Genomic DNA, 13,602 nt, shown 5'->3' on the forward strand with positions numbered 1-13,602 from the left:
GCGTTAACGGGTAAACGGGTTTTGATGAATGATAAACCAATTTGATCATTATTTACGCTCGAAAGCTCAGTTCACCGACGATGAGCTTCAACAAATACACGCTTGTTCTATACCGTTAAACCTGCGTCGGCGACAACTGCTGCTGCGGGAAGGCGACGTGTGCCGCCACAAAATATTTGTGCTTGGTGGGTTGCTGCGAACCTACCGGGTCAGAGCGGATGGTATAGAATCGACCATGCGGTTTACGATTGAAAACGGATGGTCGATTGACCACGAAAGTTACGTGGATCAGACCCCGTCGAACTACCGCATCGAGGCTATGGAAGAGTCGAGTGTACTGCTATGGACGAGGGAAGCTATGGACGAACTGTTCGATGAGATACCGACGTTCAAATTGTTGTCTGATCGGCTGAGGGAGCAAAGCATGAACGAGAGTCTTCAGCGAATTTTTATCAACATCAGTTACACCGCCGAAGAAAAATACGATGCTTTCGTCAACGCATTCCCCGACGTATTCCGGCGCGTACCCCTGCACATGGTAGCTTCTTACCTGGGGTTGTCGCGGGAAACGTTAAGCCGCGTCCGGCATAAGCATCATCGGGTTGGCTAATGGCTGTGCGCAAACACCCTATCGCCACTGCTTTGTATTCACGTCGATTCGTCAACGCCTTTGGCGGTTAGCGAATCGGTTTTCCGTTACGCTTGTCTGTACGCTTACACACTTTCGGGTTGTAGGTAAGCCTGTAGTTCTTCCTCGTTCGCAAACAATCTAGGTTCGCTGGTCGGATCGGTTGGACATTCCACACTAAAGGCTGAGTGATGATGGTCCAACGGCGGGCAGATAATCGTGTATACTACCCGGTCTACATGCAGAATCTGTTCGTCACCGGGTTGACTAATGGCTAACCCATTTGTCGTATTCAGGTCAAAAATGAGTTTTATTTTGATGATGTTTCCTTTCTGGTAGGGTTTCCAGGCGGGGCCGCCATGACAAGGGATATCTTTAGGAGGATGCAGCACAAATACCTGATCGCCAATGCCAAACGGTGTGGTAAAATCGAGTGAAAAATGAATATCCATGAATGAGGAGGAGTATGTTCGGTGAAATCATACCCCGTAACCTTACCCTAAAGTCACTGGCACTTTTGTGGTGTACATTGTGAGGATACGGTCGAACGCTAATCTCGGTTAGTCAAACCGCACTCGGTACTATCTTGGTATACAATTGCCATCGCTACAGCATTCCTCATTGCATCAATCGTTGTCATTCGGTTGTCGCGTGTCCGGGTTTGATAAGCTCGGATACACGACAACCAAATGACAACGTTCTTACTGATTAAGCTAACGTTTTTCGGGCTTCGCGGTCGGGGTCGTTGACCAGTGCAGGCGAATCATCCAAAATCATGGTTTCTCCGCTTTGACGGGTATACGGCTTCCAGGTCGGTAAACCACCTCCGTTTGGGTTACCGGTTTTAACGAAATTGATGAACGAACCGGCCATCTTTTCGGACAACGCTCGGGGACGTTTACCCCCACCCGTATGCGTCAGCATCAAGTCTGTATTGTAAAACCAGAAGCAAATATCATCGCAGTGGAAAGCCCGCATGCGCCCGTCGAAGAGGGGGGGCTGCCAGCCAAACCAGGCTACATAAACCGGCGCTTTTTGTTGGGACGCCTTTGCATCGGCGGCTGCAACGGCATTTTTGCGGTTAGAAACAATCAGCGCCCAGATCTCGATTGGACGAGCTTTCGGAAAATTTTTGGCGTAAGCGTCAACAATTTCGCTTGATTTATCGCCAAATCGGGGCCTGATTTTTTCTTTCACCTCCGCCAGTGAAATGCTTTCTAAGGAAGCATCGGTCCGGTCAGGGTTCTGCTCATGAAAGGTGCTACAGATCATTAGTGGAATGGTAGCCGAAAAATGGTTCGGATCGCTGAAAAATGGTTTATCTTCCAGATTAACGCCATCCGCTACCGGCGAATAACCACCTCTCTGAATATTGAGCCGTTTCGCTTCGTCGGCCATTTTTTCTACCGCCCGATTGGCAATGTCAATGTATTCGCGCCAGGGAATCTGTTGCAGCTTACCAATCTCGCCGGGCTTTAGACCCGCTTCTTCCATCACCTTGAGTCCCAATTTCTCGGCGTATTCTTTGTTGACACCGGCTAAAGAGCTGCCACTCAGTGCCACCGCTTTGTGAAACAATCCTTTGGCGGACGGCATGTTCATCAGGGTAGTTACTTTCGCTCCTCCTCCTGACTGACCAATAATGGTGACGTTGTTCGGATCTCCGCCAAAGTTAGCAATGTTGGCTTTGACCCATTCGAGCGCAGCGACCATGTCCAGATTACCAACGTTACCGGACTCCGCAGCTCCCCCGGCGGCTTTCAAGTCACTGTAGCCCAGCGCGCCCAGGCGGTGATTCAGGCTACAGAAAATAACATTACCCAGCCGGGACAGATTTTCGCCGTGATACCCATCCTGTTCAATGCCATTTCCGTTGACGAAGCCACCCCCGTGCAGCCAGACGATCACCGGCCGTTTTTGTGAATCGAGGGCCGGTGTCCACACGTTCAGTTTGAGGCAATCCTCCGACACATCATCGTAGTTCCAGTGGTCGACAAAGGATGCGTACGGATTAGCGTACCGCTTTTCCATGATCTGGGGAGCGGAGTTGCCCCACCAAAGGGCCGGGCGAATATCTGTCCACGGCGTAGGTTTTTGAGGAGGCATAAATCGGTTTTTACCGGACGTATCAGCTCCGTAGGGTATTCCCAAAAATTGATGAATGCCCCGGAGTATAAAGCCTCTAACCTTGCCGTACTGCGTATTGGCAATGGCAATGTTATCGCCTACAAATAAAACTTGGTCATCGCCCGCTGGCTTAACCACTTTTGGGGGAGTCAGATCCGACGCTATAGTTGACTGGGATATACCCACACTGGCTACGCTCACGCCCAGCGATTGCAAGAAATTACGCCTTGATGCTTTCATCGATTGATTTTGTTAATGGTTTAAGAGAAATAGACCCCGTGTTGCACCGAGTAATCAACTTTTGCGGTGCTGGTACTGAAAACACAAGGCTGTTAACCGGTAAAAGCACAGACTGGCCTGAATCTACGGATGTGACAATGCTTCGAGGAGACATTTATAGAAAAAGACAAGCTCTCCAGGCTATTCCTCTTTCCCATCTAAGTCTTATAAGTAGTCTAAGAATCGCTCGGTAGTCTAGGGAAATGAATGAAGCTACTACTATGGTTGTTCTTACTGGTCGATAGTTTGTGCCCCAATCAAACAGTCTTCTTTTTTCAAAAGAAGACTGTTTGATTGGGGCTTTTATTAAGCTTTACAATACCTTTTAAGGTCGCACTAGTTTGATGTTCTGACGTTGCGTAGCGGTGCTCACATCCAGCAGGATCATGCCGTGTGTATTGTCTAAAGGTAGACTAACCCGCTCTATGGTGCCCGCTTCATCAATGCTCTGCCGGCGAAGCGTCTTACCTTGCAAATCCGTTAGCTTCAGTTGGACGGCTTGCCCGCTCACCCCGCTAACTTCCACCTCGACGGCTTGCCCCACTATGGGATTACCCAGCACCTTCACCGATAGTCCGCTGCCCGATTCCTCCCTAAGTACGCGGGCACTACCTGTGCCACTTGGCTCCTGGCCATAGAAGATCATTCCATTCTGGTAAGCCGTAATGCGCGGGTTGAGCGTAAAGCTGCTAGTATTGCTATACGAATAATCGTCTCCCTGGAAGAAGCTGCTGTAGTCCTGTTTGTTCACTTGAATCTCTAGCGGACCTGAATCGCCGTTTGGTGCCAGACTGCCCGCTCCTCCGCTAAAGCTGTACTCGATGTAGCCCGTAGCTCCCTGACGGGTGGGACTAATGGGCACATAGCGCAGGTTGAGATTGTTTTGACCAATTGCTACGTAGTTTTTCTGAAAGACCAGAGGAATAGTATTCTCCGTAGTCAGCCAGTAACGCAGGGTAATCGTGCTATAAGGAATCGGCGTGGTGCCTTCGTTTTGTAGCAGCAAGTACGGCTTAATAGTGTTGTTGTTCAACTGACCATTGTCAGGGTCACGGGAAAGCACTTTGAGCGTGGGCGCTACGACGGTGACTGTGGCCGTTGCTACCGGGCTGGTGCAGCCTGTGCTGTTACTGGTACATGTAGCCGTAAAACTCTGCGTTCCCAGGTTAACCGTTGAGACTGCCAGCGTACTGTTACTGCCCCCGTTCCAGTTGATAGTACCGTCTTGACAACCCAATACCACCAACACCACATCGCCGGTATTCTGGCTGACCGTCAAGCTGCTCACGCCCGCTGGGTAGGGTTGTCCAGACTGAGTTACCAGGCTGGGAGCGGGAGGCAAAGGATTGACTGTAATGGGGGCCAGGGTCGTTGTCACGCTGTTGCAGGCACTAATGATGACAAACTGATAGTTGGCGCTTCGAGTTAGCTGCTGAGTATAGCTGACAGTACTACCAGAATAATTTGTTAGTTGATCCAGTAGCTCGTCGTCCCGAAAAAATTGGAGAGTAAGTGGTCCCGTACCCGTAGCCGAGACGCTAAACTGGCCGCTGGTATTGGTGCCGCAGACGGTTGTCAGGGATTGGAATTGGCTGGTGATGGTGACAGGCTGGTTAATTGTTACTCGAGCGCTAGCCGTATCGCTACAGCCGTTGCTGGTAGTGCCTGTTACTGAGTAGCTACCGCTGGCCGTAGCAGAGATGGTAGCTGTAGTATCGCCGGTACTCCATTGATAGGTAGTGGCACCTTCGGCCGTCAGATTAGCGCTCTGACAAACAGTCTGCGTCGGCGGATTGATACTCACCGAAGGCGCAGTCGTGTTACTGGATACAGTGGTCGTCGCTATCACTGAGCAGCCGTCAGGAGCGGTTACGGTGACGCTGTAGGGACCCGACTGGCTTACCGAAGCGATAGCTGGGTTGTTGGCGTTAGCCGTAGCCTCTGGACTATACAGATACGTAGCACCTGCCGGACCGCCGGTAGTAAGCAGATTGACGCTCTTTTTTGCGCAGGTTAGAGGTCCGTCGTTGGTCAGGTTAGCCGTGAAGGATGAACAAAGTGTATAGGTGATGATAACAAGACCATTACCCGGATTACCATCAATAGCACCAGTGCGTGCAAAAAGACGGGGGCCAGCGGTGAACGAACCGCCCCCACCACCAACACCACCAGATGGCTCACCCCGGAAGTTAGCCCCCCCGCAACCACCGCCGGAGTAGCCGCCCCCACCTCCTCCAGAAACGTTACCTCCCCCGCAGCCTCCACCTCCGAAGCCCCCTGGCGAGGTGTATCCTACTGAACCGTTACCCTGTCCACCGGCTCCACCATCAACAAAGGCTCTACCGTTGCTGATTTCCGGAAAATAACCGCCACTGCCCGCCGTCAACAAGCCACCGCCACTGTATGAAAGATAGCCGTTGGGAGGTGGTGTGATACCGCCATTCCCACTGTTACCCCCGGTTCCTGCGGAGTTCCCACCGCCATTCCCGGCTGATGTACCGGCTTGACCGTGTTTTTGCGTAGCATCGGCATTGCCACTGCCACCCCCGCCACCGGCGATAACCAACGGTGCGTTGTTAAGATCGGTTACAAAAGTACCTCCACCCCCACCATTGCTATTAACATCACCGGGGTTCCGTTGCTGCCCGACCAATATTTTCAATTTCTGGCCCGGTGTAACGCTAATTGTACTAGCTATGACTGCTCCCAGACCTGCTTGGAAGCGAGACTGACTTGCATTGCTTCCCTGGGCTCCTCGTGCTTCAACGGTGAGTGACGTCACGCCAGTAGGTACCGTCCATGTCTCGATCTGGCCGGTGTAGGAAAAGCTTTGAGTGGTCGTCACCGAACCAGATTTCTGTGCCTGAACGCTCGTGGCTATACTGCCGCCTAGCAGTAGCGCCAGCCCCAATCGCCAGTGGGCCGCCAGTCGCTGGGGTTTGATCGTAAATCTTGTTTTCATACGTGTTGACGCAGGGGGTTAGTGATCCTGCCGAAGAAGGTAGTTGGTAAAAGTTGACTGTATGCAATCGCCTGATGTGGGTAAGCGACTCACTAGAGATAGTGGACAAAAGTAGGCCGGTACTAAGCCCGTGGACGATAACAAATCGCACAAAAACCATAACATTTATCCCAAAGAAGGGCAAAATGGCCTGTTTTCTTGGATCAAGTCGAGATCAAGAGATGGGTAGTGACTCTGTCAGGCCGTATTTTGGGTATAGACAAGCCAGTGTCAGAGCATGGACAATATCGATATACATATTAGCAGCTTACATCTGGCGGGCTTTTTCCCGTCGTTCTACAAGGGTCAACAGGCTAAGGAAGCAAGGGGTCAGTACCGGGCGCGATGCGGAGCCGTCGAAACGGTTTCTGAAATGGTCCGTTTATCGCGCTGTGCATGACTGACCTAACTCAAGATTGGCAAATTACGAAGCCTGAATGGGGCAGCTATAATGTCCGTTTTGCAGCTTTCAGACAGAAATCCGCTTCGTATAGGCCAGGTCGTCAGCGGGCGATTGACGAATCCAATGCTCTAGGCAGTCGAATGTTGGCTTGGTACCAATCACCCATTGGCGGTTCGATGAATGGAACAACGGTACACTATTTTCAAAAGCTAACTGTGGAATTATCAGTCCTGATTATGTACTATTGTTAAGCGTTAGGAACAGGAGCGCTACTGTCATGATATTCAGTTTTTCCGCTACACCCGATTTTGATTTTATGACCTACTTCGCCCGTTACATACGGGCGACAGTACAGAATGATCTACTGGTGATACCGGATCATTTGGGACAGGGATACATACGCAAGCTCGCATTCGGACCTGACTTCAAGATCACTATACACCGTTATCTGCTTAAGGAAGACCTAATTATCAATCGCAACACATCCGGTCAGGGAAACGACCTGGTTACCGTCTTTTTTTATAGCAACGAGCAAGCCCTAGAGATTGCTTACAACGATGCTCCCCAAGTTCTGTTCTCGCAGCGCGATGAGTCTGCTATCCAGGTTACGTCCAACGATCTCAACTCAACCATCCGTTTTCCCGCTCATCAAACGATTCACTACGTAGTTGTTGCCATAAAGCCGCCCCGTTTGACGGAATTGTTAGCCGTCAGCGAGCCCAATTCGGTGCTTCAGACTATTACTGAGAGTGGTAACTCTTTTTTGTTTTTCGAACGCATGGAAGCGGAGATCAAACAGCTACTTAAAAATGTGGCTGCTGTGGACATGAATGATCGCTTGAGCCACTTTTACATGCGGATCAAAGTGCAGGAACTGCTTTATCTGGTCTTCCATAAACTGTCTTTACGGGAAAATGCGGCCCATCAACCGATCAACAGCGCCGACGCGGAAAGACTCCTGTTGGTCCGTAACGAAATCATCGGCGACCTAAGCGTGCCGCCGGTAATCCGTGAACTGGCGCAACGTGCTGCGATGAGTGAAACCAAACTAAAACAGCTGTTCAAACAAACGTTTGGTACCACGATCTACAACCATTACCAGCAGGCCCGCATGGAAGAAGCTGCCTTCCTGTTGAAGCAAGGCAAGCATTCCGTTGGCGAAGTGGGCTATGAATTGGGGTTTTCTAACCTGAGCCACTTCAGTCGCATATTTGAAAAACATTATGGCCTAAACCCCAAACGCTACTCGTATTCGTAAGGCGTTATTTATCCTAGGTAATTGGGTGGAAATAGTTGCTGACCGTGCTTTTCGGCAATGGCTTGTAGTTTCTTCAGAGTGGCTTCATCCAGCCGCGCCGGAGGAAGGAACTGACCGACGGCAACGGGTTGACCGATTTCCTCGAACAACGATTCCAACCCGGCAGGTACCACGGTGCAAAGCAAATGAGCCGTCTGCTCGCTCTTGTTCTTGAAAGCGTGCACCACGCCCCCTTTGGGTATGGTAATATACGATCCTTTGGCCGCTACATAAGTCCCAAACTCAGATCTTACTTCGACTTCCCCTTCGATCACATAAAACGTTTCGTCAAAATCCGCGTGGGCGTGTGGGCCAGGTCCACCGCCGGGAGGGATCAGCATATCGATTGTAGCGAAAGCTCCTTCGGTGTCTTTCCCACTAGCCAGAATACGATAGGTGCTACCGCCGACCGAAACGCTTTTTCCCGCTTCGGGACCCACCGTGATAGGTTGTTTTTTGTGATTTTCCATGATGGTTGGTTTAAATACGCCACAAAGCTCGGTAGTATTCGATTTGGAAAATACGCCGATCCGACCATAAATCAGTCCGGTCCGACAAACAAGGTTATCCTGACCAAACGGCTGAACAGTACCGATAAAAGCGTATCTGTTAAGTAATTGACCTAGTTGTTCCGCTCCGCCGTATTCGACTATTTTTTCGGCCTTTTGCGCTATTTACAGCTCTTCAGATGATTCAATTTTGCAGTGAGCAAGACGCACTGACTAGCCAGCACTGGATGAATGGATTTGATTCATCTGGCTCACCGCCAGGCAAGAGCTTTTCGGTTGATCGCGCTTCATGTAAACCTCAACTAATAAAACAGCATGAAAAAAGTAATTTATAAACAGTTCGGCGACGAAAGCGTGCTAGAGCTGGTTGACCAAGCGATACCTAGTATTCAGAAAGACCAATTATTGATCCGGGTAAAAGCGGTTTCGGTTAACCCGCTGGATTGGAAAGTATATGGTGGAGAAATGAAACTGATGTCGGGATCTGGCTTTCCAAAATCGGTAGGCATCGATTTCTCGGGTATTGTCGAACAAACGGGTAGTGCCACCACTCGCTTTACCCCAGGTAACGCGGTCATTGGCTTACTGGATGTGTTCAAAGGTGGAGCCCTGGCCGATTACGTGGTTGTCAAAGAATCCAATGTTGCCCTAAAACCAGCCAATATTTCCTTTGAGCAAGCAGCCGCCTTACCCGTAACCGGGCTGTCAGCCCTCCAGATCATCGATCAGCTGGCAGCAGTCGGTCCTAATCAAGACGTGTTAATTAACGGGGCTACCGGTGGTATTGGCGTTTTCGCCGTGCAGATTGCCAAAAAACGCGGTGCCAGCGTAACAGCAGTTGTTAGTACGAAAGGGGTGGACGAGGCCGCAAAATGGGGGGCTGACACGGTAAGTGACTATACGAAGCAATCGATCAACGTACTCAGTCAACGCTTCGACGCGGTTATTGACTTATCTACCAAGCTTTCCTTTACCGAGGCAAAAAGCCTGATGAAACCAAGCGCCGTCTATGTCAGCACACTTCCGTCACCTTTGACACTTGCTTATTCATTTATTAACAATCTTTTCTCCGGGCGGAAAAGCAAGGTTCTAATCTTAAAATCGACTGTTGAGGGGCTCAACGCATTAACCCATTTAGCCGAAGATGGCTTGCAAATCGTGCTGGACAAGTCGTACTCCATAAACAACGTCCGGGAAGCCTACCAAGAAGCCCGTCGGGGTAAAGGCATCGGAAAATCGGTAATCGTTCTTGACTAGCGGTAGATTACCTGACCAAACATGGTTCTTCAACGGGTAAGAACCCGTTTGCAAATCAGCTTTTTTCATTTTAGCCAAGACTTAACGCGATGAATATGGTATCATGCGAAACGCGAAAACACTGTCCCACGACAGTGTTTTCGCGTTTCGCTCAAAGGCAAATAGGAATCTGTCAGCGCTAGAATTGGTATAGCGAAGCTGCCTTTTCAAGGTAAAACTCGGCCTTGCACTTGTATCGCCATCATTCATTATAAGGACAGTGAATCTATCAACCATTATCCCTGCTTTAATAAATGAGTATATATACTTAAAAACATAGAGTGCTTATCTTTGATAGCTAACGCTTTGTAGGTACTATTTTGAAACCACCAGTTCCTGTTCAGGCGAAGACAAACATTGTATTTGTATAACCTAAACTGTTTATATACAAGTGTATATATTTATATTGCCTGGGTAGGAACGCCTAGACTTACCTTGCCAAAGGGACAAGAATGTCTCGTAAGACTTAACTACTAGCAATTTGAAAATAAGTAATAATAGCAAACATGAATAGCTTTTACAGGGTAAATTTACTTAAAAAATGAGTAAATTATGCAACAAAATTGAGTATTATACTCTACTAGTAACGTAATTAGAAAAAATTCTTTACGTCCTGAAACGCACTTATAGTCAGTAAGATAGCTGTTTGGTAATCATCTGGTATAATTTTTACCTCATATGAATCATTGGTCTTTATTTCCCACATAAACACGCTAATCATATGCTTTTCGAACAAAGAAAGGATGTTCAGGACTACGTTACCGATACCACTTTTCTGACTGGATTATTAACAGGGGTAGTCTCTGGCTTGGCCATCGGTCTCTTGCTGGCCCCCCGCTCAGGTAAGAAATTGCGCAAGCAAATCGCGAAGAAGGTACACGACGAGACAAAAGAAGCAAAACACCAGTGGCACAAAGCCAAAGAACGGGCGGAGGATAAGTTTGATGCCTTTGAAAACGGTGTAGCGTCAGTTGCTGGCAAAGCAGAAGATGAATTCAGCAATTACGCTCACAAGGCGCAGCACGGAGCGAACCATCTGGCAGACAAGGCTAAGGCCGGTATCGACTCTCTAAAAGATACCGTTAAGTTCAGCTAACAGTTTGCTTGTTAGCATCGGGTCTTCTGATTTACTCAACAAAAGAATCCCCGGACCGCACCGATCCGGGGATTCGCTTTCAAACCCTAAGTTGTTGAACGAGTGTTGCCTAAGAGAATAGAAAATAGTGCAGCAGGGATTCTGGGCAGCCACACAACGCTTTATCATAATTAACTATTAAACACAATGGAACGAGAACTTACTTCTTTTAACAGCACGGCTTATGGCCGCAGCTCTTTTGTAAAACGAATTTCTTGGAGTGCCGTCTTCGCCGGTGTACTGGTAGCAATTGTAAGCCAGTTATTGCTGTCGCTATTAGGGCTCGGCATCGGATTGAGCACCATCGACCCGGAGACGGAACAAAACCCAACGGCAGGACTAGGTACGGGGGAGCTATATGGTATGTTGTCAGCAGCTTACTCTCTCTGTTTGCCGGAGGATGGATTGCAGGCCGACTAGCTAGCGCGCCCCGTCTTTTTGACGGTATCATCCACGGTGTGCTGACCTGGAGTCTGGCGACGCTATTAACGATTTACTTTTTAACGACGACTATTGGCAGTCTCATTGGTGGAGCGAGCCGGTTGTTGGGCGGGATCGTCCGGACGGCAGGGTCTGCGGCAGGTTCAGTTGCTTCAGCAGCGGGGCCTCAGTTGGGTCAGGCTGTTAAAGGAGAACTTGCTAAGAACGGTGTTAACGTTGATAACATTGACCTGACGAACCTACGCAACGAAGTTAACACGATTCTGCGCCAGACGGGTAATCCCGCACTCAACCCTCGCACGCTGGAGCAGAAGGCTGAACAGGCTGGCGATCAGGCTCAAACTACTGCGGGCCGGGCCGCGGAGAATCCACAGGCTGCTGGCGCATTGGCCGACGGTTTGTTTGATCGACTCTTCAAACAAGGACAAGCAACCGTCAGTCAGGTTGACCGGGACGACGCGGTAAATGTAGTGATGAAACGTACCGGTAAAAGCCGAGCTGAGTCGGAGCAAATTGTTGACAACTGGATCAATACGTACAAACAGGCAGCTGCTAAGTTTGAACAAACGAAAGCAGAGGCTGCGGCAAAGGCCCGGCAGGTTGCCGATGCTACGGCTTCAGCAGCATCAAAAGCGGCTATATTCGGTTTCTTTGGACTACTGATCGGTGTTGCTGCGGCAGGATTCGGCGCGAAAATGGGTACCGAATCGAAAGAAGCGACGAGTTCGCTAGACCGTAAGCTACAGTCTGTAGCCTAACTTCGCTGCCCTCGCTGCTGGACTGTACATCATTTCGTCCGGCAGCGAGGTCTTTATTACTACAAATGGCCTCCTGGACATCAATCGGTAGCTGCCAGTAGACGCTACTTTGAACAGAATATATGAAATTAATTCAACTAGCTACATAGTCTTGTTGTGTCTGCGCTTCTGTTTCTTATGCAGTTTGTCTATCGCTCATGAAAAAAAGTTGTCAGCTACGGATTCTAGTAGTGTGTTTAGTATTACTGGCTGCAATTCCTTATTTGAGTCGGGGGCAGGATTCACTAGCCAGAAAGCAACCTTTTAGGACTGGTCATACAATCTCGGCGGGATTACAAGTTCCACTAAACTATACTCTTGGTTATGAATACCGGTTTAGCCGCCGATTGTCTGTACAGGCACAGGCTGGACTAATCGCTGCTCCTTTTAATCGATACACGCTGAAACTGCTCGAAGGATTCGGACTAGATCCTACGCTGAGCGGAGTCATCGACCGCTCATTTCGACAGGGTAGCCTTATCAGCTTAGGTATGGGTATTCACGCCAATTCGGCTTGGTACAGCACCATCTTCGGTCAATATATCCATTTTTCGGCAGGACCCATTACCCCCGCCGATGGGTTAGGGGTTTATTTTAACCGGGATCTTTCGGGGTTCAGTCCACTCAATTCCCCTGCTTTTGTTTTTAATCTGCAATCAAATCTTTTGATTGGTGGGGTTCGTGTAGGTCGTTCTTTTGCGTTTAGCAATTCGCGATTTGGCCTGAATACAGAACTAAGTTTAGGCAAGATCATCACGACTCAAAATACGTTTTCCTCTAACCGTTCCGTCATTGATGGGCTAGGAATTACCCAGCGCTTATACGCCGACCTTGATGGTGAAACAGATACGAAACTCCATCAGCACGGTTTTCTGCCTATGCTCAACGTGCTCCTTACTTATCGACTGCGTTAGCCCGCAGTGCATTCTAATCATCTATGCGACTATTTATCAAGCTGGCTCTGCTGGCGGTCCCTTTACTTTATACGCAGTGCGGTATCAATCGGCAGGTTCAGCAAGCCAAAGGGCTGGGCAAAAGCCGGTATGCTGTTCATTCGGCAGACAACGTTACGCTTGCCGGTTATGAGGTTAGCGAGTTTAAAGAAATTAACCAGTTGGAGGACCTCAACCCGGTTAATTATCCTCGGCTTGCAGCCGGGTTGTTAAGTAAGGATATCCCCTTTAAGGCGGACATCAATCTGGAAATTGTCAATCCAACTCGCGATACGGCGGCTATCAATCAATTCGAATACCGTTTGCTGCTATCAGGTAATGAACTGGCTACGGGCACCGTCGATCAGCGAGTAGTTGTACCGCCAGGAGGAGGGAAGACCCTTGTCCCCATCCCGGTAAATACCAACGTGTATGGTCTGATGGCGAGTCGGTCAAGCCGCAAATCATTTGTTGATCTGATTCGTAACCTGGCTGGTAGCCAACGGTCTTCGCCTTCTCGAGTAACGCTCAAGATCAAGCCGACCTTTTTGGTGGGTAATAAGCAGATAAAGTACCCTGGTTACATCGATATTGACAAAGACATCAGCAGAGACATGCTCTTAAAAAAGTAAGAGTAGCTATTTCGCAAACGGCCACAGCAGTAGATAGAAGCCATTCTATCTACTGCTGTGGCCGTTGGGTTCTCACTTGTAAAGCTTCTGCAAGGGTTTTGGAGTTCTGTCAATCTTTCTTCTTC

At 49.2% G+C, this 13,602-nt stretch carries 12 protein-coding genes; 8 read left to right on the forward strand and 4 right to left on the reverse strand.

Annotated features, from left to right (window positions below; translation table 11 throughout):
• The first annotated feature begins 28 nt into the window (after window positions 1-28).
• Window positions 29-610, forward strand: coding sequence for a Crp/Fnr family transcriptional regulator (locus M0L20_RS22850; protein ID WP_248479298.1), 582 nt, complete (start codon window positions 29-31; stop codon window positions 608-610).
• A 104-nt stretch (window positions 611-714) separates the two neighbouring features.
• On the opposite strand, the gene M0L20_RS22855 is transcribed toward M0L20_RS22850, so the two are convergent.
• The 3 genes from M0L20_RS22855 to M0L20_RS30155 form a co-directional block, all read right to left on the reverse strand.
• Entirely contained in the window at window positions 715-1,080 is a 366-nt protein-coding gene (locus M0L20_RS22855; protein ID WP_248479300.1) for a hypothetical protein, read from the reverse strand.
• A 256-nt stretch (window positions 1,081-1,336) separates the two neighbouring features.
• On the reverse strand, window positions 1,337-2,995 hold the full coding sequence (locus M0L20_RS22860) for a carboxylesterase/lipase family protein (protein WP_248479302.1): 1,659 nt from the start codon (window positions 2,993-2,995) through the stop codon (window positions 1,337-1,339).
• Between the two features lie 364 nt (window positions 2,996-3,359).
• Entirely contained in the window at window positions 3,360-5,996 is a 2,637-nt protein-coding gene (locus M0L20_RS30155) for a cellulose binding domain-containing protein (RefSeq protein ID WP_262923995.1), read from the reverse strand.
• A gap of 719 nt (window positions 5,997-6,715) precedes the next feature.
• Here M0L20_RS30155 and M0L20_RS22870 point away from each other — a divergent pair.
• The gene (locus M0L20_RS22870) at window positions 6,716-7,696 is read left to right on the forward strand and encodes a helix-turn-helix transcriptional regulator (protein WP_248479304.1); all 981 of its coding nucleotides are present in this window, start codon (window positions 6,716-6,718) and stop codon (window positions 7,694-7,696) included.
• 8 nt (window positions 7,697-7,704) lie between these two features.
• Here the strand turns inward: M0L20_RS22870 and M0L20_RS22875 are convergent, their stop codons facing one another.
• Window positions 7,705-8,205 (reverse strand): cupin domain-containing protein, encoded by a 501-nt coding sequence (locus tag M0L20_RS22875; RefSeq protein WP_248479305.1) that lies wholly within the window; start codon window positions 8,203-8,205, stop codon window positions 7,705-7,707.
• Window positions 8,206-8,559: 354 nt separating this feature from the next.
• On the opposite strand from M0L20_RS22875, the gene M0L20_RS22880 reads away from it, so the two are divergent.
• The 6 genes from M0L20_RS22880 to M0L20_RS22905 all read left to right on the forward strand — a co-directional run bounded on the left by M0L20_RS22880 (window position 8,560) and on the right by M0L20_RS22905 (window position 13,477).
• On the forward strand, window positions 8,560-9,501 hold the full coding sequence (locus tag M0L20_RS22880; RefSeq protein ID WP_248479306.1) for an NAD(P)-dependent alcohol dehydrogenase: 942 nt from the start codon (window positions 8,560-8,562) through the stop codon (window positions 9,499-9,501).
• A 760-nt stretch (window positions 9,502-10,261) separates the two neighbouring features.
• Window positions 10,262-10,636 (forward strand): YtxH domain-containing protein, encoded by a 375-nt coding sequence (locus M0L20_RS22885; RefSeq protein WP_248479307.1) that lies wholly within the window; start codon window positions 10,262-10,264, stop codon window positions 10,634-10,636.
• A gap of 186 nt (window positions 10,637-10,822) precedes the next feature.
• Entirely contained in the window at window positions 10,823-11,095 is a 273-nt protein-coding gene (locus tag M0L20_RS22890; protein WP_248479308.1) for a hypothetical protein, read from the forward strand.
• A gap of 38 nt (window positions 11,096-11,133) precedes the next feature.
• Window positions 11,134-11,874, forward strand: a complete 741-nt coding sequence (locus M0L20_RS22895; RefSeq protein ID WP_248479309.1) for a hypothetical protein — start codon at window positions 11,134-11,136, stop codon at window positions 11,872-11,874.
• 197 nt (window positions 11,875-12,071) lie between these two features.
• Window positions 12,072-12,827, forward strand: a complete 756-nt coding sequence (locus M0L20_RS22900) for a hypothetical protein (RefSeq protein ID WP_248479310.1) — start codon at window positions 12,072-12,074, stop codon at window positions 12,825-12,827.
• Between the two features lie 23 nt (window positions 12,828-12,850).
• Entirely contained in the window at window positions 12,851-13,477 is a 627-nt protein-coding gene (locus M0L20_RS22905; protein WP_248479311.1) for an LEA/WHy family protein, read from the forward strand.
• Window positions 13,478-13,602 lie beyond the last annotated feature (125 nt).

The organism is Spirosoma liriopis, assembly GCF_023196085.1.
Classification (GTDB): Bacteria; Bacteroidota; Bacteroidia; order Cytophagales; family Spirosomataceae; genus Spirosoma; species Spirosoma oryzicola.